Source organism: Winogradskyella ludwigii, from assembly GCF_013403985.1.
Lineage (GTDB): Bacteria > Bacteroidota > Bacteroidia > Flavobacteriales > Flavobacteriaceae > Winogradskyella > Winogradskyella ludwigii.
Map to the genome: position 1 here is coordinate 311,447 of NZ_JABFDF010000005.1, position 23,046 is coordinate 334,492.

General features: G+C 31.5%; 27 protein-coding genes. 22 read left to right on the forward strand and 5 right to left on the reverse strand.

What is annotated here, in order from left to right; translation table 11 throughout:
- The first annotated feature begins 36 nt into the window (after positions 1 to 36).
- From HM981_RS13680 to HM981_RS13690, 3 genes are read left to right on the forward strand one after another with little or no spacing between them, the layout of a single operon-like run.
- Positions 37 to 393, forward strand: coding sequence for an arsenate reductase family protein (locus HM981_RS13680; protein ID WP_179339368.1), 357 nt, complete (start codon positions 37 to 39; stop codon positions 391 to 393).
- Positions 383 to 1,273 (forward strand): DMT family transporter, encoded by an 891-nt coding sequence (locus HM981_RS13685; RefSeq protein WP_179339369.1) that lies wholly within the window; start codon positions 383 to 385, stop codon positions 1,271 to 1,273. The genes HM981_RS13680 and HM981_RS13685 overlap by 11 nt, the downstream gene beginning before the upstream one ends.
- A 1-nt stretch (position 1,274) precedes the next feature.
- Positions 1,275 to 2,408 (forward strand): hypothetical protein, encoded by a 1,134-nt coding sequence (locus HM981_RS13690; protein ID WP_179339370.1) that lies wholly within the window; start codon positions 1,275 to 1,277, stop codon positions 2,406 to 2,408.
- A gap of 4 nt (positions 2,409 to 2,412) precedes the next feature.
- Here the strand turns inward: HM981_RS13690 and HM981_RS13695 are convergent, their stop codons facing one another.
- Positions 2,413 to 2,892: an acyl-CoA thioesterase gene (locus HM981_RS13695; protein WP_179339371.1), complete on the reverse strand. Its 480-nt coding sequence runs from the start codon at positions 2,890 to 2,892 to the stop codon at positions 2,413 to 2,415.
- Positions 2,893 to 3,185: 293 nt separating this feature from the next.
- Here HM981_RS13695 and HM981_RS13700 point away from each other — a divergent pair, with 293 nt between their 5' ends.
- Genes HM981_RS13700 through nadD form a run of 3 tightly spaced genes read left to right on the forward strand, consistent with a single transcriptional unit; the run spans position 3,186 to position 5,274 of the window.
- The gene (locus HM981_RS13700; RefSeq protein WP_179339372.1) at positions 3,186 to 4,043 is read left to right on the forward strand and encodes a YicC/YloC family endoribonuclease; all 858 of its coding nucleotides are present in this window, start codon (positions 3,186 to 3,188) and stop codon (positions 4,041 to 4,043) included.
- Between the two features lie 37 nt (positions 4,044 to 4,080).
- Positions 4,081 to 4,671, forward strand: a complete 591-nt coding sequence (gene gmk / locus HM981_RS13705; protein WP_179339373.1) for a guanylate kinase — start codon at positions 4,081 to 4,083, stop codon at positions 4,669 to 4,671.
- Between the two features lie 24 nt (positions 4,672 to 4,695).
- Positions 4,696 to 5,274, forward strand: a complete 579-nt coding sequence (nadD, locus tag HM981_RS13710) for a nicotinate (nicotinamide) nucleotide adenylyltransferase (RefSeq protein WP_179339374.1) — start codon at positions 4,696 to 4,698, stop codon at positions 5,272 to 5,274.
- Between the two features lie 21 nt (positions 5,275 to 5,295).
- Here nadD and HM981_RS13715 read toward each other — a convergent pair whose 3' ends face one another.
- The 3 genes from HM981_RS13715 to HM981_RS13725 all read right to left on the reverse strand — a co-directional run bounded on the left by HM981_RS13715 (position 5,296) and on the right by HM981_RS13725 (position 7,456).
- Positions 5,296 to 5,655 carry a YraN family protein gene (locus HM981_RS13715; RefSeq protein ID WP_179339375.1) on the reverse strand — a complete coding sequence of 120 codons (360 nt, stop codon included), beginning with the start codon at positions 5,653 to 5,655 and terminating at the stop codon, positions 5,296 to 5,298.
- Between the two features lie 44 nt (positions 5,656 to 5,699).
- Positions 5,700 to 6,665 carry a S66 peptidase family protein gene (locus HM981_RS13720; RefSeq protein WP_246286265.1) on the reverse strand — a complete coding sequence of 322 codons (966 nt, stop codon included), beginning with the start codon at positions 6,663 to 6,665 and terminating at the stop codon, positions 5,700 to 5,702.
- Positions 6,666 to 6,862: 197 nt separating this feature from the next.
- Complete coding sequence (locus tag HM981_RS13725; protein ID WP_179339377.1) at positions 6,863 to 7,456, reverse strand: hypothetical protein; 594 nt, start codon at positions 7,454 to 7,456, stop codon at positions 6,863 to 6,865.
- 150 nt (positions 7,457 to 7,606) lie between these two features.
- On the opposite strand from HM981_RS13725, the gene metG reads away from it, so the two are divergent.
- The 9 genes from metG (at position 7,607) to HM981_RS13770 (ending at position 17,101) form a co-directional block, all read left to right on the forward strand.
- Positions 7,607 to 9,655: a methionine--tRNA ligase gene (gene metG / locus HM981_RS13730; protein ID WP_179339378.1), complete on the forward strand. Its 2,049-nt coding sequence runs from the start codon at positions 7,607 to 7,609 to the stop codon at positions 9,653 to 9,655.
- A gap of 165 nt (positions 9,656 to 9,820) precedes the next feature.
- Entirely contained in the window at positions 9,821 to 10,291 is a 471-nt protein-coding gene (locus HM981_RS13735) for a lipocalin family protein (protein WP_179339379.1), read from the forward strand.
- Between the two features lie 6 nt (positions 10,292 to 10,297).
- Entirely contained in the window at positions 10,298 to 11,011 is a 714-nt protein-coding gene (locus tag HM981_RS13740) for an OmpA family protein (RefSeq protein WP_179339380.1), read from the forward strand.
- An 85-nt stretch (positions 11,012 to 11,096) separates the two neighbouring features.
- The gene (locus HM981_RS13745) at positions 11,097 to 13,214 is read left to right on the forward strand and encodes a Tex family protein (RefSeq protein WP_179339399.1); all 2,118 of its coding nucleotides are present in this window, start codon (positions 11,097 to 11,099) and stop codon (positions 13,212 to 13,214) included.
- 234 nt (positions 13,215 to 13,448) lie between these two features.
- Positions 13,449 to 14,759, forward strand: a complete 1,311-nt coding sequence (locus tag HM981_RS13750) for a T9SS type A sorting domain-containing protein (RefSeq protein WP_179339381.1) — start codon at positions 13,449 to 13,451, stop codon at positions 14,757 to 14,759.
- Positions 14,760 to 14,905: 146 nt separating this feature from the next.
- Positions 14,906 to 15,748 carry a helix-turn-helix domain-containing protein gene (locus HM981_RS13755; RefSeq protein WP_179339382.1) on the forward strand — a complete coding sequence of 281 codons (843 nt, stop codon included), beginning with the start codon at positions 14,906 to 14,908 and terminating at the stop codon, positions 15,746 to 15,748.
- Between the two features lie 90 nt (positions 15,749 to 15,838).
- Complete coding sequence (locus HM981_RS13760; protein WP_179339383.1) at positions 15,839 to 15,997, forward strand: hypothetical protein; 159 nt, start codon at positions 15,839 to 15,841, stop codon at positions 15,995 to 15,997.
- Between the two features lie 140 nt (positions 15,998 to 16,137).
- Complete coding sequence (locus tag HM981_RS13765) at positions 16,138 to 16,686, forward strand: carboxymuconolactone decarboxylase family protein (RefSeq protein ID WP_179339384.1); 549 nt, start codon at positions 16,138 to 16,140, stop codon at positions 16,684 to 16,686.
- A 31-nt stretch (positions 16,687 to 16,717) separates the two neighbouring features.
- Positions 16,718 to 17,101 (forward strand): cupredoxin domain-containing protein, encoded by a 384-nt coding sequence (locus HM981_RS13770; protein WP_179339385.1) that lies wholly within the window; start codon positions 16,718 to 16,720, stop codon positions 17,099 to 17,101.
- 82 nt (positions 17,102 to 17,183) lie between these two features.
- On the opposite strand, the gene HM981_RS13775 is transcribed toward HM981_RS13770, so the two are convergent.
- The gene (locus HM981_RS13775) at positions 17,184 to 17,516 is read right to left on the reverse strand and encodes a single-stranded DNA-binding protein (protein WP_179339386.1); all 333 of its coding nucleotides are present in this window, start codon (positions 17,514 to 17,516) and stop codon (positions 17,184 to 17,186) included.
- A 239-nt stretch (positions 17,517 to 17,755) separates the two neighbouring features.
- Here HM981_RS13775 and HM981_RS13780 point away from each other — a divergent pair, with 239 nt between their 5' ends.
- From HM981_RS13780 to HM981_RS13810, 7 genes are all read left to right on the forward strand, one after another.
- Entirely contained in the window at positions 17,756 to 18,934 is a 1,179-nt protein-coding gene (locus HM981_RS13780) for a metallophosphoesterase (protein WP_179339387.1), read from the forward strand.
- A gap of 215 nt (positions 18,935 to 19,149) precedes the next feature.
- Entirely contained in the window at positions 19,150 to 19,494 is a 345-nt protein-coding gene (locus tag HM981_RS13785; RefSeq protein ID WP_179339388.1) for a PadR family transcriptional regulator, read from the forward strand.
- Positions 19,467 to 20,180 (forward strand): hypothetical protein, encoded by a 714-nt coding sequence (locus HM981_RS13790; RefSeq protein ID WP_179339389.1) that lies wholly within the window; start codon positions 19,467 to 19,469, stop codon positions 20,178 to 20,180. Before HM981_RS13785 ends, HM981_RS13790 begins: the two co-directional genes overlap by 28 nt.
- A gap of 172 nt (positions 20,181 to 20,352) precedes the next feature.
- Positions 20,353 to 20,760, forward strand: a complete 408-nt coding sequence (locus HM981_RS13795; protein ID WP_179339390.1) for a DUF6173 family protein — start codon at positions 20,353 to 20,355, stop codon at positions 20,758 to 20,760.
- Between the two features lie 13 nt (positions 20,761 to 20,773).
- Complete coding sequence (locus HM981_RS13800; RefSeq protein WP_179339391.1) at positions 20,774 to 21,238, forward strand: hypothetical protein; 465 nt, start codon at positions 20,774 to 20,776, stop codon at positions 21,236 to 21,238.
- Between the two features lie 446 nt (positions 21,239 to 21,684).
- Positions 21,685 to 21,933, forward strand: coding sequence for a hypothetical protein (locus HM981_RS13805; protein ID WP_179339392.1), 249 nt, complete (start codon positions 21,685 to 21,687; stop codon positions 21,931 to 21,933).
- Positions 21,934 to 22,096: 163 nt separating this feature from the next.
- Positions 22,097 to 22,843, forward strand: a complete 747-nt coding sequence (locus HM981_RS13810; protein ID WP_179339393.1) for a TlpA family protein disulfide reductase — start codon at positions 22,097 to 22,099, stop codon at positions 22,841 to 22,843.
- Positions 22,844 to 23,046 lie beyond the last annotated feature (203 nt).

Consider the following 23,046-nt stretch of genomic DNA (forward strand, 5'->3'; position numbering starts at 1 on the left):
GTTTCTTTGTAGTCTCAAAATTAAACGGTTTTTGTTATGAATAAATTATACTACCTAAGCAGTTGTAATACCTGTACTCGAATAATTAAAGAACTTAATTTACCTGAAACATTTGTGCTTCAAGATATAAAGACAGAACCTATTACAGCATCTCAAATAGAAGAAATGAGAGATCTTACGGATAGTTATGAAAGTTTATTTAGCAAACGTGCTCAACTTTATAAAAAGCTTGGCTTAAAAGACAAATCTCTTACTGAAGAGGATTATAAAAACTATATTTTAGAACATTACACGTTTCTAAAACGTCCCGTTATTATTTATAACGAACAAATCTTTATTGGTAATTCTAAAAAAACGGTTGACGCTGCAAAATTAGCGATTGATGAAAAGTAGAGGTTTTGCCATTTTTGCACTCCTTATGGTCCAAATTTTATATGGACTAAATTACACCTTTGCAAAAGCGGTAATGAATGACAATTTTGTACCACCTTTTGCGCTAACCGTTTTAAGAGTTGGAGGTGCTGTGATTTTGTTTTGGATATTAAGTCTGTTTATTCCCAAAGAAAAGGTAGAGCGTAAAGATTATTTTAAGTTTTTTGTAGCTGCAATTTTTGGAGTGTCTACAAACATGCTTTTCTTTTTAAAAGGCATAGAATTAACCACACCTATTCATGCCGCTGCAATTATGACCATAATTCCGGTTATAATTTTAATTTTATCATCTATCTTTTTAAAAGAAAAGATTACTAATTTAAAAATTTCTGGTGTCGCTTTAGCTTTTTCTGGCGCCTTAGTATTAACACTCTTTGGAAATTCTGATCGATCTGGAGATCATGTTATTTTAGGTAACACTTATATTTTTTTGAATGCCATTTTTTACAGTGTTTATATTATTTTAATAAAAAAACTAACCACCAAATACCATCCACTTACCTTTATAAAATGGCTATTCCTTTTTGGTTTTTTTATGGTATTACCATTTGGATATAGTGAATTACAAGACGTACAATGGCACTCCTTTACACCTTATGTTTCGTATGCCTTAATTTTTATTGTTATTGGAGCCACCTTTGGCACATATCTACTTAACCCAATCGCTTTAAACAAACTAAAAGCTTCAACGGTTGGTGTTTTTATTTATTTGCAACCCGTAATTGCAGGTCTTTTTGCTGTTCTCATGGGAGCAGACTCTATAGATACATTAAAAATAATTGCCATGATTCTTATATTTTCTGGTGTATATTTAGTCTCTCTTAAATCTAAAAAAATATAATTTGCCTTTAAAATCAGAAGTTTTTACAACTGTAGATGCTATTCCAAAACGGTATTGGGATAGTGTAAACTGTTGTACAAATATTTACTATTCACCTGAATTTTTAAGAGCTTTCGAACTTGCCAATACAGATATTGAATTCAACTACATCTTCATTTTAAAAAACAATGAAGCAGTCGCTTTTGCCAATACACAAATTGTAACTATTGGCATAAAAACAATTACCAAGAACATAAGCATGTCTAATAAAATTAGACATATCGTAAATAATATGTTCTGCAATAATCATATTAAAGTCTTATTCTGTGGTAATGTCTTTTTAAGTGGAGAATATGGTACGTTTCTTAAAGATGGTGAGCCAAAAGTAGAAACGTTTAATGCGATTGCAGAAGGTGTAAAAAGACTCTCAAAAAACACTAAAAAACTCAGCGCTATTTTTATTAAAGATTTTGAATATGAATCGCTTCCTATTACAAACCAGCTAGAGTCTTTTGATTACACAGCCATGGAAGTTGAGCCTAATATGATTATTAGCTTAAAACCTGAATGGCTTTCTTTTAATGATTATAAAAACGCATTAAAATCTAAATATAGAGTAAAAGCGAACAAAGCAGATTCAAAAAGTAAGCTTCTAGAAGCAAAGTGTTTTGACGAAAAAGATATAGAGATACACAAACATCAATTACAGGAACTATATCAAAATACGATTTCTAATGCCGATTTTAATGCACAAATATTAAACCTAGACACTTATATAAACCTTAAGAAAGCATTTAAAGATGCGTTTATAGTAAAAGGTTATTTTCTTGAGAATAAATTCGTCGGTTTTTTATCCGCTATGAAAAATGACACACATCTCGATGCGCATTTTATTGGCATTGATTATTCTAAAAACAAGGAATTTGCCATCTATCCAAGAATTTTAAACGATTATGTAAGACTTGGTATTGAAACAAAATCGAATCAGATTAATCTTGGACGAACCGCCTCTGAAATTAAAAGCACACTTGGCGCTGAACCCAAAGCACTAACGTGTTATTGTAAACATAAGCGCTATTTACCTAATCAAGTTTTAAAACCGTTTATAAAAAACGTACACATAAAATCTTTTAAGCAACATTCGGTTTTTAAGTAGTAAACTAGATTTTCATTGGTTTTGGTCGCACACCATGCTTACGTGTATCTTCTTTGGTAAGCACTTTAAAGCTTTCAGATTTAGGGAATTTATCTGCTATTTCTAATAGTGGTACTGGTAAACCTGTTAATTTTCTTGCCTTTAAATCTATCCAACCACCTTGCATTTCGCAATACGCTAAATTTTCACCTTTATGATTATAAAAATTATGCTCAAACATAAACAACATACCATCTTCACTTAAACCCGACACCTCAATGGTTACAGTAATTGGAGTCCCAAGAAAAGACTCTTTAAAATAAAACATGTGTTCATAAAAAACTACAGGACCAACGTTATGTTTCATGATTTCAGGCATAGTAAAACCTTTCTCAGTAAAGAAAGCCATCCTAGCATGACTCATAAAATTAGTATATGCTGAATTTGCTAAGTGGCCATTTGCATCAACATCGCTCCAACGAATTTCAAATTCTTTTTTGTACATCGTAAATTTTTATAGTTCTAATGTAAAGTTAAGAAAACATAGTATGCAAGCATAATAGTTTGTAAAAAGATTATTAAGTCTATAAAACCATTCAATTTTGTACCTTTACGCAACCATACTCAATAAATTTTAAAAGGATTAATAATAAATTTGAATTTCATTTCCTCAAAAAGACATAAAAAATAAAAGCATAGCAACGTTACGCTCTTATTTTATATTGAAAAATTAAGGAAATAGAAACGAGTTTAATCAATCTTTTTAAAGTTTTTGTAGTATAAAATAGCATTATCTTAATGATACAATCCATGACAGGTTATGGGAAATCTGTACTACAGCTCCCAACGAAAAAAATCTCTATAGAATTAAAATCTCTAAATAGTAAAAGCTTAGACCTTAACGCTCGCATGCCATCAATGTATCGTGCAAAAGAATTAGGTATCCGAAAGTTACTTGCTAAAAGCTTGGTTAGAGGAAAAGTAGATTTTTCGCTTTTTGTAGAAATCACAGGAGAAGATACGAGTTCTAAAATTAACAAAACAGCTGTAAGAGAATACATTAAGCAACTTAAAGAAGTTGTAGATGGTGACACTACTGAACTTCTAAAAATGGCTATTCGAATGCCAGATGCCATAACTACAGAACGTGATGATATTGATGAGAATGAATGGCTACTTATAAGTGAAGAAATTAATGAAGCTGTTACTAAGATCGTTGAATCTCGTAAGGACGAAGGAGCGACATTAAATCAAGATTTTATAGACCGAATTGCAACCTTAAGACGTTTGCTTGAGGAAGTGATAGTTATGGATCCTGAACGTATTGAAGGAGTTAGAGCACGATTAGAAAAAGGCATTGCCGATATTAAGGAAAAAGTAGACGAAAACCGTTTTGAACAAGAACTCGTTTATTACATTGAAAAATTTGATATTACTGAAGAAAAGGTACGTTTAGATAATCATTTAGATTATTTCATTACAACCTTAGATTCAGAAGAATCTAATGGAAAAAAACTCGGTTTTATTTCTCAAGAAATTGGACGAGAAATAAATACTATCGGTTCAAAATCTAACTATGCTCCTATGCAAAAGTTAGTCGTTCAGATGAAAGATGAACTCGAAAAAATTAAAGAACAATTATTAAATGTACTTTAATAAGTACAACATATTCAGTAAAAAGTAAATCGTAATCGTGTCAGAAATCAAAAACGAAGTCCAAGGTAAACTAATTGTGTTCTCAGCACCTTCTGGTTCTGGAAAAACAACATTAGTTCGTCATTTATTACAACAGCCAGACCTTAATTTAGAATTTTCTATCTCAGCAACATCGCGTGAAAAACGTGGAAATGAAGTTAACGGAAAAGACTACTATTATTTGTCTCTTAAAGAGTTTAAAAACCGAATTAAAAATGACGAATTCCTAGAATGGGAAGAAGTCTACAGAGATAATTTCTATGGCACTTTAAAAACTGAAATAGAACGCATTTGGGCAAAAGGCAAACATGTAATTTTTGATATTGATGTTTCTGGCGGACTTAGAATAAAACGAAAATTCCCAGAGCAAACTATAGCCATTTTTGTAAAACCGCCAGATTTAAACGAACTTGTTAGACGTTTAAAAGAGCGCGGAGAGGAAAGTGAAGATAAAATAAGTATGCGTGTTTCAAAAGCACCTGCAGAACTAGCAACAGCACCACTTTTTGATGTAATTGTAGTTAACTCTGATTTAGATGAAGCTAAGAAAAATGCTTATAAATTGGTTTCAGATTTTATAAAAGAATAGACACTGAAACAAATTCAGCACAAAATGAAAATAGGCTTATATTTTGGCACATTTAATCCCATTCATGTTGGTCACTTAACAATTGCTAACCACTTAGCAGAGCACAGCGATTTAGACCAAGTATGGTTTGTAGTAACTCCTTTGAGTCCTTTTAAAAAGAAAAGCAGTTTGTTAGATAATTACCAACGCTTAGAGATGGTACATTTAGCAACTAAAGATTACGATAAACTAAGACCTAGCGATATAGAATTTAGCTTAAAACAACCCAATTATACGATTGACACATTGACCTATCTTTTTGAAAAACATCCAGATTATGATTTTTCATTAATTATGGGTGAAGACAATTTAAAAAGTTTGCACAAGTGGAAAAACTATGAGCTCATTTTAGAAAATCATAGTATTTATGTCTATCCAAGACTATCAGAAGGCTCCATAGACACACAATTTAACGATCATCCTAAAATTGTAAAAGTTGATGCTCCAATTATGCAACTCTCATCAACATTTATTAGAAACGAAATTAAAGACCGAAAAAATGTACGTCCAATGTTGCCTGAAAATGTTTGGCAATTTTTAGATGAAATGAATTTTTATCGTTAAAATTTCATCAGAAGCAAGATTTTAAAAATGGTAAAAAGCATTTTCTAAATGCGTAATTTCCTCAGTGGTTTTATTTTTTAAAACAGCAATAATATCAAATCGAGTTTCTAAATCAATATCATTTTCTGTGATAAAAGCATCCATAGCTTTGACCAATAATTTAATTTTACTTGGAGTTACAAAATCTTGTGGATCTCCAAAAAAATCAGAATTTCTGGTTTTTACTTCAACACAAATCATGATATTATCTTTTTTAGCTATGATATCAATTTCTGCTTTTTGAAAGACATAGTTGCACACAACAATTTTATAGCCTTTTGCTTGAAGATAATCTGCAGCTAATTTTTCTCCTAACTTACCTAGTTCGTTGTGCTCTGCCATATCGTTCTTACAAAAGCAGGAATTTTATCCTACCATCTTTAATATTATTTGTATGATAATTTACTTTCGTTTTTTTCAACCTTCAAATTAACAACTTTACCTAAAACCAAAGCGCGATTATCTTTCTCGTGACCTGCTGGCATATTAAACGCAATGGGAAAATCGTAATCCTCTAAAGCATCAAGAATTAATTGCTCTACTGAAGTTCCCCAAAGTGTGGTATTTGTTCGCATTCTAGACATATCGCCCACGACCAATCCATTTAAATTATCAAAATAACCAGCACGTTTCATACTTTGTAACATACGATCTATGTGGTATTTGTATTCGCCAATTTCTTCAATAAAAAGGATTTTTCCCGTTGTATCAATACTGGTATCAGATCCTAACATCGTGTGCAACATAGTAAGATTTCCACCAACTAATTCACCTGACGCCTCACCTATTTCATTATATTTAGAACCTTCTAGGATGTAATTTTCAGGATTTCCAAAAATTGCAGATTTAAATGTAGATACCGCTTCTTTAACATCTCCAATATCTTTGGTTAAACTCACACACATTAAAGCGTGTAATGATTGGAACCCTTCATTATGTACTTGATTATGCAAAGCTGTAATATCAGAATAACCGATAATCCATTTAGGATTTTTCCTGAATTTTATATAATTCAATTTATCTAAAACCCTTACTGTTCCATAGCCACCTCTTGCACACCAAATGGCACTAATCTTAGGATCGTCCATGGCGTTTTGCAAATCAGCACAGCGCTCTTCATCTGTACCTGCAAAATGATTAGATTTACTAAAAACGTTCTTTCCAACAACAGCGTATAATCCCCAACTTTTTAGTAAATCTACAGCTTGTTGTACCTCGCGTTCTCTATGTTTTAAAATTCCTGAAGGTGCAACAATAGCAATTGTATCTCCTGCTTTTAGGTATGGTGGTTGTATTAATTCTGAAACGTTATCAGTCTTATTTTGGGCATTAATATCATTATTTACAGTCATAAAAAGCATTAAAATTAGATATAGAACGTGCTGTTTCAAAATCATAAGATAGTTTTTGTAAATATAAAAAGTAAAAATTGAAGCCTCTAAAAATTGAATACTTAATAGGTCTTAGACATTTTTGTACAAAAAAACGACTGCCTTAAGGTTAAGACAGTCGTTTTTTATAACGTGTTAAAGATTTTAAAATTCTATTTTTAGAATTTTCTTTTCTTTTTTAAATTAGTTGTAGATGATCTATCTAATTCAGAAGAATAATCAAAAGATAATAAACTTCCTCTGTAATAACCTGAAAAAGAAGTACCATTAGATACTGTTCCTTCAAATTCAAATTCATAAGTTGAACCATCTTCTAATACTGTAAAAGTTCCTGAATCAATGTCAAAACTAGTATATTCATCTGAAGAACTTTCAACAAAAATATTAGCATAAACAAATGAACCTGCTTCAATATTATCACCTAATGTATAAACACCTTCTTCTAAATCACCAGAATTAGATGTGAAAAGTTCAAAATAAATACCAGTATAAGTATCATCAACTGCTTCAGTCTCACCATTAATAGTAGAAATATCAGAGGTTACTAAAACAATATCAAAATTGTAAACCCCATCTGAGTATTCCCCGTAATCCTCTATAGTTCCTGATTCTAATTGGTATTCTGCATCACCAAAAATTAATACACTATCAGATGAAGCACTAGACCCTCCATCTCCATCGTCATCACTTCCACAAGAGAAAGAAATTAAGCTCATTGACACTAGTAATACAAGTAATTTTAAATTTTTCATTTTTATTGATTTGATTGGTTAAGAGCACAATGTAATTAATTTTATAAATTTTCAAAAAAAATATGTTAATTTTTCGATAAAGCGTTTCTACATTTCATTACAATTCACACCACAAAATGTTTACTTTTGCAGCTTACTAAAAGTATTACTATGTCAAAAAGATATACCATAACAGCAGCACTACCATATACTAATGGACCAATTCATATTGGTCATTTAGCAGGCGTTTATGTGCCAGCAGATATTTACGCACGTTATTTAAGATTAACAGGAAATGATGTTGCTTTTATCTGTGGTAGCGATGAACATGGTGTACCAATTACCATAAAAGCAAAAAAAGAAGGGGTTACACCTCAAGATATTGTAGATAAATATCATGCAATTATCAAGGAATCGTTTGTGGATTTCGGAATTACTTTTGATAACTACTCGCGTACAACTGCAAAAATTCATCACGATACAGCTCAAGAGTTTTTTAAAACCCTTTACGATAAAAATGAATTTGTAGAAGAAGTTACAGAACAACTTTATGATGCAGAAGCGAATCAGTTTTTAGCCGATCGTTTTGTTACAGGGACGTGTCCTAAATGTGGTAACGAAGAAGCTTATGGTGATCAATGTGAGAATTGCGGATCGAGTTTAAATGCTACAGATTTAATAAATCCTAAATCTGCGATTACAGGCAACGTACCAACATTAAAAGAAACAAAACACTGGTTTTTACCATTAAACAAACACGAAGACTTTTTACGCGAATGGATCTTAAAAGGCCATAAAAAAGATTGGAAACCCAACGTTTACGGTCAAGTAAAATCTTGGATAGACGATGGTTTACGTCCAAGAGCCGTGACTAGAGATTTAGATTGGGGAATTCCGGTACCTGTGGAAGGTGGTGAAGGCAAAGTACTTTACGTTTGGTTTGATGCACCTATTGGTTACATCTCATCTACTAAAGAATGGGCTGCACGCGAAGGTAAAAACTGGGAAGATTACTGGAAAGACGACAACACAAAACTGGTTCATTTTATAGGAAAAGATAACATTGTATTTCACTGTATTATTTTTCCATCGATGTTAAAAGCTGAAGGCTCTTATATTTTACCAGAAAATGTACCAGCTAATGAGTTTTTAAATTTAGAAGGCAAAAAGTTATCGACCTCAAAAAACTGGGCTGTTTGGTTACCAGACTATTTAGTAGATTTCCCAAATCAGCAAGATGTGTTACGTTATGCTTTAACGGCTAATGCACCAGAATCTAAGGATAACGATTTTACATGGAAAGATTTCCAGGCCAGAAATAATAATGAATTGGTTGCTATCTTCGGAAACTTTATTAATCGTGTGGTGGTTTTAACCAACAAGTATTACGATGGAATAATTCCTGAACCTTCAGATTTTGCAACTATTGACGAAGAAACTTTAGCGGCTGTAAAAGCTTATCCTGCTGTAATTTCTAGCTCTATTGAACGTTACCGTTTTAGAGAAGCGAGTCAAGAATTGATGAATTTAGCACGACTTGGAAATAAGTATTTAGCTGATGAAGAACCTTGGAAAACGATTAAAACAGATGAAGCACGTACCAAAACAGTGATGTTTGTGGCTTTACAAATAGCATCAGCTTTAGCTGTTTTATCTGAACCGTTTTTACCATTTACCTCAACCAAATTAAAAGGTATATTAAACTCTAATGATAATGGTTGGGAAGATATTTTAACCAAAGACATTCTAATTTCTGCAAACCATAAAATCAGCAAAGGCGAATTATTATTTTCTAAAATTGAAGATTCAGAAATTCAAAAACAACTAGACAAATTGGAAGCTAGCAAAAAAGCCAACGAAGCAGCAAATAAAGTAACGGAGCCTCAAAAAGAAGAAATTACGTTTGATGATTTTACTAAATTAGATTTACGTGTTGGTACGATTCTCGAAGCCGAAAAAATGCCTAAAACCAAAAAACTTTTAGTCTTAAAAGTAGATACAGGTATTGATACACGTACCATTGTTTCTGGTATTGCAGAAAGTTTTAAACCAGAAGACATTATAGGAAAACGCGTAACTGTATTAGTAAATTTAGCACCAAGAGCTTTACGAGGAGTTGAGAGTCAAGGGATGATTTTAATGACAGAAGACGAAGGTGGTAATCTGGTTTTTGTAAATCCTGATGTTGATGGTGTAAATAATGGACTTCAAATAAGCTAAGTCATTATAGATAAAAGTAATATTAAAGGTTCCACTTTGTAATTAACACAAAATGGAACCTTTTTTTATACTTTCATTCTGGCTAATGCATCAACAATTTATGCTTTTGAAATAATGTACCCTTTGTTGTTTGAGTAATTTTGATTCGAAATAATACTCAATACAATGAAAAATATAGCACTCATACTTATTACTTTTTGCTTTTTAGCTTGTGGATCTTCTAAAACCGTGAGAGAATCTAAAAAGACAATTAAAGGAGATTGGATATTAACGTCCATAAAATCTTCAGCAATTGGAGATTTAAAAATCACACTTCTTAGCGATGCCCAAAAAGCTTGCTTCGAAAATAGTACGTGGCAATTTATACCTAATAACAATACAGGACACTATACGCTTTCAGGATTAAATTGTGAGGCAGAGCAACGCTACTTCGCATTCACAATAGATGACGTTAACGAAGATACAGACTTGTATAATTTCCTATTAAAACCTACAGACGAGAAAGGGAAATCTGAAACCAATTCCGGATTTAGATTAGAACTTACTTCACTTACAGAAAGCACCATGCAGTGGCAACAAATTGTGACTTTAGATGGAAAGCCCATCACCATTAACATGAACTTTTCAAAAATTTAAACAAACATGAAAAAAACATTCAATTATAAAACAAATTTAGCCGTAACCTTATCATTGCTTTTGGTATTGATGGCGAGTTGTAAGGCTGTAGATAATGCTAATAACAAACAAAAAGGAGCTGCTATTGGTGCTGCTGGTGGAGCGTTACTTGGTGCTATCATCGGAAACAATATCGGTAAGAGCGGCAAAGGAGAATTAGGTGCTGTTATTGGAGGTGTTGTTGGTGGAGGAGCTGGTGTACTTATTGGAAATAAAATGGATAAGCAAGCGCAAGATATAGAACAAGAAATCCCTGGAGCTATTGTAGAGCGTGTAGATGATGGCATCGTCATTACCTTTGACGAGCAAAGTGGTGTTTATTTTGATACCGAGAAATATAACATTAATACCAAGTCTCAAGAATCATTAAATAAACTAGCTGCCGTGTTTTTAGAATATCCAGATACTAATATTTTAGTTGTTGGGCATACAGATAGCTCAGGAAACGATGCTTACAACATGACGTTGTCTAAAAATAGAGCTGAAGCCGTGACTAATTATTTATCTGGCAAAGGTTTAAGCAATGGTAGATTTACAACCCATTGGTTTGGAGAAGAACAACCAACAAATGACAACAGCACAGCAGAAGGGCGTTCTAAAAACAGGCGCGTAAATATTGCTATCGTTCCTAATGAAGCTATGATTAAGGATGCAGAAAAAGAAGCAGGAACAAATGAATAACTTTTGTTAAATTATTCGGCAATTTCAGCCGAGTTAAATATCTTACAGACCTTATACTTAAAAACGTATAAGGTCTTTTTTTATGATGATAGATTACATAGTTCAATTTACCCAACTACCTAAAAACAGTATAATAAGCACCGTTCAATTATTGAATGAAGATTGTACAATTCCCTTTATTTCGCGCTACAGGAAAGAAGCTACAGGAAATTTAGACGAAGTACAAATTGGAAATATCGTCAAATACAAAGAGCAGTTTGAAACTTTAGAAAAACGAAAAACCGCTATTTTAAAAGCTTTAGAAGAACAAGATGTTTTAACCGAAGACTTAAAACAAAAGATTGAAAACACTCAAGATACAACAACCCTTGAAGACATTTATTTACCCTTCAAGAAGAAACGAAAAACAAAAGCAGAAACCGCTCGTAAAAATGGCTTAGAACCTTTGGCTAAAATCATAATGAGCCAAAATGCTAATAATATCGAATCTATCGCACTTAAATATGTTAAAGGAGATGTTACATCTATTGAAGACGCTTTAGAAGGAGCTAGACATATTATTGCCGAATGGATTAATGAACGGACTGATATCAGAAATAATCTTCGGAATGAGTTAAAACGTCATGCTCAAATTTCGACCAAAGTAATTAAGTCTAAATCTACAGACGAAAAAGCCCAAAAATTCCGAGACTATTTTGATTGGTCTGAATCTTTATCACGAATTCCTTCACATAGATTATTAGCCATTTTAAGAGCCGAAAGCGAAGGCTTTATCCGTGTGAAAATAGAAGTTGATGCTGTTAGAGTTTTAGAACGTATTGAAAATAGAATCATAAAAAGCCAAAATGCTTGCGCAGACCAAATAGAATTAGCGATTTCAGACGCTTATAAACGTTTATTGTTTCCGTCGTTAAGTAATGAAGCCTTGAGTAATACCAAAGAAAAAGCAGACGAATCTGCCATAACTGTTTTTGCAAAAAACTTAAAACAATTGTTATTAGGCTCACCTATTGGCGAAAAACGCGTTTTAGCCATCGATCCTGGTTTTAGAAGTGGTTGTAAAATCGTGTGTTTAGATGCTCAAGGTGCTTTAAAACACAATGAAAACATCTATCCACATGCCCCAAAAAATGATAGTATTGGAGCTATAAAAAAGATTTCTTCTTTAGTCGAAGCTTATAAAATTGAAGCGATTGCGATTGGAAACGGAACAGCCTCTCGAGAGACCGAAGCTTTGATTCGTAAAATTCAATTTAAAAACGAGATTCAAGTTTTTGTAGTGAGTGAAGCTGGAGCGAGTATTTATTCAGCTTCAACAATTGCACGTGAAGAATTCCCAGATTATGATGTTACAGTTAGAGGTTCGGTTTCTATTGGTAGACGTTTACAAGATCCGTTAGCCGAATTAGTAAAGATTGATGCTAAATCTATTGGTGTTGGTCAATATCAGCATGACGTGGACCAAACAAAACTTCAAAAACAATTGGATACCGTTGTTGAGAATTGTGTGAATGCGGTTGGTGTAAATGTCAATTCGGCCAGTAAGCCTTTATTGAGTTACGTTTCTGGAATAGGCCCAAAATTGGCTGAAAACATTTTTGAGTATAGAACAAAACATGGTGTTTTTAAGTCGCGAAAAGATATTATGAAAGTGCCACGTTTAGGCGGCAAAGCTTTTGAACAAGCTGCGGCATTCTTGAGAATAAAAGAGGCTAAAAATCCCTTGGATGATTCTGCAGTACATCCAGAAAGCTATGCTATTGTAAAACAAATGGCCAAAGATGAAGGTGTTTCGCTTCAAGAATTGATTGGAAATAAAACTGTTCTTCAAAAAATAGATTTAAAAAAATATGTTTCTAACCACGTAGGTTTATTAACTCTTGAAGACATCATTAAAGAACTCGAGAAACCCGGTTTAGACATTAGAGAAACAGCCAAGGTATTCTCGTTTAACCAAAATATAAAAACCATTACCGATTTACACGAAGGACAGTTGCTTCCAGGAATCGTTAATAACATCACTAATTTTGGTTGTTTTGTAGATGTAGGTATTAAAGAAAGTGGACTGATTCATGTTTCAAATTTATCGGATAGCTTTGTAAAAGATGTTAATGAACATGTTAGTTTACACCAACAAATTATTGTAAAGGTTTTAGAAGTTGATGTTGCTCGGAAACGAATTCAATTGAAATTACATAAATAAAATACGATATCTAAGATGTGATTTCTTCTATCTATTAATCTCACTACCTTAATTAATTATATTTTTTCACTGACAGACACCATACTCATAGATTTTTAATAAATATTACAAAGTAGAGTTACTAACGCTATTCAGTTTAACAACTTTTATTTTTTTTAAAAATGTTAGTAAATCAGAATTAATAGACTAAGTACATTATATTTATAACCTATATGTAGAACGAACAACTATAATATGACAACAAACAATCCGCTAAAACATATTGAAACTAAAAACGTATTTCTTTTTTGTTTCTCATTATTCTTTTATCTAAATATAAATGGCCAAACACAAACTAGCAATGCTACAAGAGTCCATATAGATTGGGATGTTTGTCAATATCATCCAGCTCCTGCAACCGGAAAAACAACGATTAATGTACCAGATTATATTCTTGAAAAAACAGCAAGAGGTGGTAATTGCTCTACTTTCTTTGTCAGTTATACAGGTTTTACTCCTGAGGCTGAAGCTGCCTTTCAATTTGCTGTAGACATTTGGTCAAACCTCATTGAATCTTCTGTCCCAATACGTGTTTCTGCTGAATTTGGACCACTTGACGATGGAGTATTAGGAGGTGCTGGACCAGCTGGTTTTGTTACCAATATTCCGGGCTTCCCTGCTGATGTTGCTTTTGCAGCTGCTCTTGGAGAACACCTTTTAGGTGAAGACTCTGATGGTCCTTTTGGGACTACTAACGATATTAACGCCACTTTTAGCAGTACGGCAAATTTTTATTTTGGCACAGATGGTAATACTCCGAGTTCTCAAGTAGATTTTGTTTCTGTTGTATTGCATGAATTAGGACATGGGTTAGGAATGCTTGGATTTGGAAGAACTGACAATTCAGATAATCCTACCCAAGGTATTCTTAGAAATGTTGGCTTTATCAGTGCTTGGGATCAATTTATAGAAAATGGATCACCAACAGCAATCACAGATTTTACTGACCCATCTGCTGAATTACTTTCAGAAATAACAGGAAATAATTTGTTTAGCAATGGCCTAATTGCTACAGCACAAAACGGAGGAACAAAACCTTCTACTTATGCTCCATCAACTTATAGCCAAGGTTCTAGCTACAGTCACTGGGACGAAGGCACATATCCTCCTGGTAATGCAAATTCTTTGATGACTCCTTCTATTGGTCCCGGAGAAGCTATACATGATCCAGGGTTAGTAACACTTGGTTTTATGGAAGACATGGGTTGGAATGTTTGTGGAGGAACGCTCTCTGTCTCTAATTTCAATTTAAACACTATTAAAGTAAGTCCAAACCCATTTAAATCTTCAATTACCATACAATTAGATGCTAACAGTAATGATGATGACCTTAATGTAAGTATTACGGATATGAATGGTAGACAAATACTAAACATAAATAAAAGTACTAATGATGGTAAACTTACAATCTCTAATTTAGGTCAATTAGAAAACGCGCTATATTTCGTTAAAATCACAAATACAAATACAGGCTTTAATACGACTAAAAAGTTAGTTAAGAATTAATCTGTTTTTTTTACATATTATTAAAAGAGAGCAGCCTAATTGGTCGCTCTTTTTTTAAATGGTATCTTTTTAATCCTTCAGTTAAAAATCTAACTAAATAATTTTCTTTTTTGTAATTTTTCTGTTTCTAATAAGACTTAGTGACTATGACTCACAATTTTAAAGAATTTTCTACAAACGCTATTTTCAACATTGGAAATGAAACCGATTTACTCCAGTTTAAAAAAGCAAAGCAATGTGAGTTTTATACTTTTATTTGGGCAAAATCAGAAGCTATAGCTATTATTATTGATAGCGTTCCATTTACCATTCAACCACATAGTATATTGGCTTTAACACCAATTCAATATTTACAATATATTGATGGTAATGACGCTACTGTTTATCAGTTTAATCAAGAGTTTTACTGTATTAAAGATCACGATCAAGAAGTAAGTTGTGTAGGTATTTTGTTTTTTGGAAATACTAATATCCCTATTATACATTTAGATGCTTCAGAACAATTAAAATTTGAAACACTTCATGATGTTTTTATAGATGAGTTAGAAACAAAAGATAATATACAAGCCGAAATGCTTAGAATGTTAATGTCTCGATTTATTATAAAAAGCACCCGCTTATTAAAAGCTAAAGAAGGCATTGTTGAAACCCCTAAAAGTTCTAAAGTAGATTTACTACGTGAATTTAATTTTTTAGTAGAGCAGCATTTTAAAACAGAACACAGTGTTTCTTTTTATGCTGAAAAATTGTTTAAATCTCCAAAGACCTTATCTAATAATTTTGCCAAACTAAATAGAAGTCCATTACAAATTATACATCAGCGTATTGTTTTAGAAGCACAACGCTTATTAAGCTACACTGACAAAACAGCTAAAGAGATTGCTTACGACATTGGCTTTGAAGATGCCTCTCACTTAAGTCGTTTATTTAAAAAACACACCACATTATCTCCATCAGACTACAAAAAACGCCTAAACACCTCAAGTTAGGAAAAATTGACAAGCCTTAGGGCAAATTCTTCATTTTAAAACCTCTACTTCCGTTGCATCTTTGCATTGTAATATTAAAACAATAACAAGATGAAACTAAAAAACAAATCCATTTTCAATCTCATAGAGATATTCATAAACAGTCCAAAGAAAATAATAAGTACTATTAACACAGAATCTCACTGTGCTCAAAAACACCTTCACGATTATTATTGTGATGCAGAAAAACCATTTGTAAGCACTAATTAAATACAAGGGAAAAAATGACATGCTTTAGGGCATAACAAGCATTCTATTGTACTGTGATATAACGCAACTTTGTACCAACAAAAAAACTTAAATAAATAGTAATACCATCTGAATACATTTCAGAATAAAAATTTAAAATCATGACTACATTTAATATTCCTTCAAGAGAAGACGTAAGCAGTAACAACCAAGCTATTTTCGATAACTTAAATAAAGCTTTAGGGTTTGTACCAAACTTATATGCCACTTATGCACATAGTGATACGGCTTTAGAAAACTACTTAAACTTTGCTAATGCAAAAACATCTTTATCTGCTAAAGAAAAAGAAGTTGTAAACCTTGCTGTTAGCCAAGTAAACGATTGTCTTTATTGTCTTTCTGCACATACTGCAATAGGAAAAATGAACGGCTTTACAGATGCGCAAATCTTAGAGTTAAGAGCTGGATTTTCTACTGTAAACGACAAATTAGACGCTTTAGCAAAATTGGCTAAAAACATTACTGAGAATAGAGGAAAAACAGATGAAACCGTTTTAGAAAACTTTTTTAACGCTGGTTACACAAAAGGAAATTTAATAGATACTATTTCTTTAGTTGGAGATAAAACCATCTCTAACTATGTACATAGCACCACTCAAGTTCCTGTAGATTTCCCAGTAGCACAACCTTTAGAATCACAAACCATATAACCTTAATAATAATATTTAAAACAATAAAAAGATGAAAAAAATAGTAGCAATTATCGTATTCGCATTAACCTTTACATTAACAGGAAATGCACAAGACAAAATGAAAACTAAAGCAGCCGTTGTGTCTTTAGAACAAACCACAGGTGAGTTTACTCAGAAGACATTAACTTTAGAAGAAGGAGATTATATTTTTGAAATTGCCAATAAAAATGTTGGTCACCAAGTAGGATTTGTATTGGTTCCTAAAGGAGCAGATGCTTCTAAACCAGAAAACCATATTAAAACGGCTTACGTTACAAAAGCTGTAGAAAACAATACAAAAGAAACCTCTAAAGTAACAACCTTAACAAAAGGAGAGTATGTTTATTTTTGCCCATTAAACCCTACACCTCAATATACTTTAATTGTAAAGTAAATTGTTAAATAACATTTAGTGTTAAATAGAAAAGAGCAATCCGTTGGATTGCTCTTTTTCGTATTTATAAATTACATTACAATTACTTTCCTAGCATTAAAAGCTCACTACAAACCACTTCTGTAGTGTAACGCTTTATGCCATCTTTATCTTGCCAAGAGCGCGATGTTAACTTCCCTTCTATGGCAACTTCTTTGCCTTTGGTAATAAACTTCTCAATAATCTGAGCTGTTTTTCCCCAAGCTACAATATTATGCCATTGAGTATCTGTTATCTTTTCTCCTTGTGCATTTTTATAACTATCGTTAGTGGCGATAGAAAATTTTGCTAAGATTTTTCCGGATTCAAAATTGGTGATTTCTGGGTCTTGTCCTAAGTTACCAATCAACTGTACTTTGTTTTTAAGTGTGTTCATAATTTCTAATTTTAATGGTTAAACAGTTAATACTATTGAACCTTCATCGATTCAACACTGCAAAGATGTGGCTGCCTCCAAATACTATTCGGTAGTTAACTGCTTACATACACTTGTAATCGTTTGTAAACGCTTAAACTAATATAAAATGGCGTTATAACTATGTTTCTAGATTGTATTTCAAATCATAGGTTTATTGTGTATATTTATGTGTTAGCACCAATTAAAAACAAACATCCGTGAAAAAAAGAATATTCAGATACTTAAAACACATTATAGTAACGCTTCTAATAGTAATACCTTTATTTGTAATAATCGGATTTTTATCTGGTAATACACTAAAACATAGTCGAAACGATTTAGCTGATAATTGGAACGATGAAGGACCTTATGTATTTTTTAAAAATGATAGTTTATTAAGTATCAATTACATAAAAGGCGACAGAAAAAATGGATTTGAATTAGAAACAAAAACTTCTAAAGTAGATTCTTCAGTAGATTTGAAATGCTACTACCCATTAGATTCAACAAGTTTTAATTTCGTAGCGAACACAAATTTTGAAGTACCAGCATCTATCTATTCTGATTCTCTAAAGATTCTTGCGATATCTGATATTGAGAGTAATTATAAAACTTTTCGTAATTTTCTAATTAATAGTGCTGTAATTGACCAAGAACTAAACTGGACTTTTGGAAAAAATCATTTGGTACTTGTTGGAGACTTTATTGACCGTAGTTATTTTACTACCCAAGTATTATGGTTTATTTATAAGTTAGAACAAGATGCGAAATCAAAAGGCGGTAATGTTCATTATATTTTAGGCAACCACGAGATAATGAATATGCAAGGAGACCATAGCTACTCAAAGTCAAAATATAATCACGTAGCTTCCATTTTAGGTAAAAAGCAATTTGAATTTTATGATAAAAACTCTTTTATAGGTCGTTGGTTGAAAAGCAAAAATACAATTGAGCTTATAAACGGGAATTTATTTGTTCACGGAGGTATTAGTCCTAAATTAGAAAATACTGAATTGAATATTGACGAACTAAATCAATTAATTAGAGAGAATTATTACAAACCATATTTCCCAAAGAAAAATGGAGAGAAAACTCAAGAACTACTAACTTCTTCAATAACATCACCTTATTGGTATAGAGGATATTTTAAAAATGATTTATCACAGGAAGAAATTGATATAGGGCTTAACAAATTCAATGCAAAAGCAGTTATTGTTGGACACACAATTCAATCAAAAGTCAATAGAACTTACAATGGAAAAGTGATTGGAATTGATGTCAAGCATCCTCAAGATTATTACGAATATTTTCCAACAATTACATCAGAAGGTCTTTTAATTAAAAATGGAAAATATTACCGTGTTTTTGAGAATGGAGAAACAGAAGAAATGAAATAACTGGTGCTAACAACGTATATAATTTATTGCTAGTTCTAGTTTACTTACGAAAATCCTCGCGGATTTTCTATTCGGTTTGTATTTGCTACATTAGGTGCTTAAAACACGCAACAAACCATATACAAGACCGTTGTAACCAATACGAGAAAAATAATTAGCATTTTATTTTTTATACATCGAACTTCAATGTATGTTTGCATTCTAACATATTATAAATGGAAAAATTATCAAAAGAACTGATTGGTGCATCTTCAACACCAATTATATTGTCTATTCTCAAGAAAAACGAATCTTACGGTTATGAAATAATCCAAAGCATCAAAGAAATATCAGGCGGAAAAATAGAATTTGGAGAAGGAACTCTATACCCAGTTCTACATAAGCTAGAAAAGAAAGGCTTTATCGAGTCATCTTGGAAAATTGCAGAATCTGGAAGAAAAAGAAAATACTACAACATCAGCAATGAAGGAGAAAAAGAACTAAAGACAGAAAAACAAAATTGGAATACAATTAATCAAATAATAACAAAAATATGGAAAATAGAACCGAATTTAATTTAGAAAATAATGTCCAAATATGGAAATCAATTCTAACTAAAAAAAACAATTTGACTAAATCAAATATAATTGAACTTGAAAATCACTTACTTGATTTAATTGATGATTTGGAGTCTAAAGGCCTAAATAAAGAAGAGTCTTTTACAATTGCTAGAAAAAGAATTGGAAAAATTGATGATATTTGTTTAGAGTTCGATAAAGTAAATAATAATTTTTCGTTTATTAATCAATCAATTCCTTATTTAAAAGGTGCTTTGATTTATATCGCATTTATAATTTTGAGCAAATTATTTTTTGTTATAACTCTGCTTCTATCTCTAAAATTCAGTATTGATAACACTACATTTGACATTATTTCTATAGTGTTAATACTTTTTACTACTATTTCTTTTTTTAGTATAATATATCTTAATTTAAAACGTGGAAAACAATTTTTAAGTAAATTAATCACATCAAAAGTATTAGTTACATTAATTATTATAATATCTATAATTATGTTAAGATTTAGCGCTCAAATACCTCTTCCTGGAATAGATATTTCTGAACTAGGGAACCCTATTCCAAATATTTATACTATGGAAACTAATTTTGCGATTTATAAAATATTGAGTGGATTTATAATATTAACAACTTCAATATTCTTCTTTTGGAGAAACAAAAAATATAATAAATTAAAGCTTATGAAATAAGTACTGGTTACAACACCGTGTATAATTAATTGCTATGTTCTTCCCTACTTGCGAATATTCCTGCGGAATATTCACGGGTTCGTAAAAGTTTACTAATTTAGTTGCTAAACCACGCAACTAACCATAAACAACAACGTTGTAGCCAATTTGAGAAACGATAAATAACAGAAATATGAGTTTAGATAAAATTCCGCAATTTAACTTTCCGAAAATAGAGCCTATGATTCCAAATTTGCCCATTATTAATAAAGAAGAACCATATCTAGCTGGAGCTTACTATGAAAGACTTGCTAAATATATAATTGAGTTTGAAAAGGATTTGACAGATTCTGAAGAGGTCGGAGCAAAACTTGTGTCATTTGGAGAGTCTATAATAATACACGTAGAGGATTTGGGATATTGGAATCCAAGATTGATTTGCTTTTACGGAACAGATAGTAAAGGACAAAAAGTCCAACTTATTCAACACGTAAATCAGATAAGTATACTTCTGATTAAATTAAAACGGATTCCAGAAAGAACGAGAATTGGTTATAAACTATCTCAAGAATTGGATGAACTTAAAAATAAAGAAGAATAAAAACTGACGAAAAATGAGCATTGAAGTTCCATTTATAATTCTGATTCTTGCGATTCCGACTTATTTTTTATGCAAATGGATTTTAAAAAAACTGAACGTTGGAAATGAAAAAAACAGAAAATTTGTTGCACTAATTCCAACTATATTTTTGAGTCCAATAATTTATGTCGGATTAATTTATTTATGGATATTTTCGATTTCATATTATCCATCAAACGATTTTGATGCACAAGAATGGAAGACAAATATTGCGGAAAGATATAAAATGTCAGAGGACATTATTGAGAGTGAAATGTTAATCGGAAAAACAAAACAAGAAATAACCGAATTGTTAGGACAAGATTTTTATTCATATAGTGAAAACCATATTGCGTATGAACTTGGCTTTGTCCCTGGACTTTTTAATATTGACCCAGACGTTTTGGATATTTATTTTGAAAACGGAAAAGTAACCAAAGTGGAACAACACGAAACTTAACTGAAATAAAAACTGGCTACAACACCGTATATAATTTATTGCTAGTTCTAGCCTACTTACGAAAATCCTCGCGGATTTTCTATTCGGTTTTTATTTGCTAAATTACTTGCTTAACCACGCAACAAACCATATACAACAACGTTGCCAGTAATTTAAAAAACAGCGGAAACCTATTTTAATTTGAACAAATAGCAACAAGTTTAACCCAAATTGAATTAAAAAGGAAAATAGAATTTAAACGAAAAATGACTTTAAAAAATAAGATATTACTCAACAAATTCCTTTTACCTTCAATATTCTTGATAATTCTAATAATCTATGTGTTGAAAAACTCTTTAGAATTCGGATTCATAATTTATTACCTAATCTTATGGATAATAGTTTCTTTAATCATTATTTATAAATCGAAAAACCATTTGATTGAATATAATACTGAACAGAATAAATTGAAAATTAAATACTACGCAGGAATTAATAAAACGACTGAAAAAATAATCCAAATAGATAAAATAGTTAAAACTAAACTGGATACGAGGATTTTTGATTTTGGTTTTGACTTGTTGTCAATTAAATATATAGATGACCAAGAATTGTACAACCTTTTAGATTTGAGGATTAGAAATAAAAAAGATTGGATAAAAATATTATCTTTAATCGAAGTAAATGTTGACATTGAAAAAGACAATATGAAATAAAAACTACTGGCAACACCGTATATAATTTATTGCTAGTTCTAGCCTACTTACGAAAATCCTCTCGGATTTTCTATTCGGTTTTTATTTGTTAACTTAGTTGCTAAATCACGCAACTAACCACACACAAAACCGGTTGGCACCAATTTGAAAAAAACCATAAACTATGAAAAGAATATTTTTACTATTATTAGCTATTACAATATTTTATTCTTGTAAAAATTCAGAAAAAAAAACAGCCGAAAATCAATCTGAAACAAAAATTGAGAAAAAATTGTTTGCAGAAACAGAAAGTAACATAAAAAAATATAGAGAAGATTCTCAAAAGTATTGGGACAAAAATGATAGTGAGAATGCCTTAAAATATGGAGATTCAATTAAAGCACTTATTTTGAATAGTTATATCAAAGATTATGAATTCAAAACAGTTGATAGTACTAATTACAATACTTCTAAAAGAAAAAAACCTCTTTTCCTGCAAGTCACTGCATCTTGGTGTGCACCTTGTAAATTTGAAGTTCCAGCATTAAATAAAATAGTTGAAAAATATAATGATAAAGTAGATTTTGTACTTCTATTTTGGGATACTCAATCGGAATTAGAAAAACTTGCACCAGACTACAATGAAAATATTATTTTAATTCCATCTCAAGAAAAACAATCTGAAGCAACTACTATTGACATTTCTGGATTTAGACACATTATGGGATTTCCGACAAATTATTTAATTACGACGGATAATGAAATAATTAATTTCTCTCAAGGAGCAAAGATTCCAACTACTTTTACAGACCAAAACGGAAAAGAAATTACAATTACAAAAGAAGATGCTGACAAAGGAAATTACGAAAGACTTGAAACGGAAATTAAAGAACTGATAGAAAAAACTGGTGCTAACACCGTGTATAATTAATTGCTTTGTTCTAGCCTACTTGCGAATATTCCTGCGGAATATTCACAGGTTAGTAAAAGTTTGCTAACTTAGTTGGTGAACCACGCAACTAACCATACACAACAACGTTGTGTGTAATGTAAAAAATGAACTTTCCTGAAATAGGTTGACTAAAAATTAAACCATTAATTATAGTCACTTATGAAAACACAAAATGAACACTG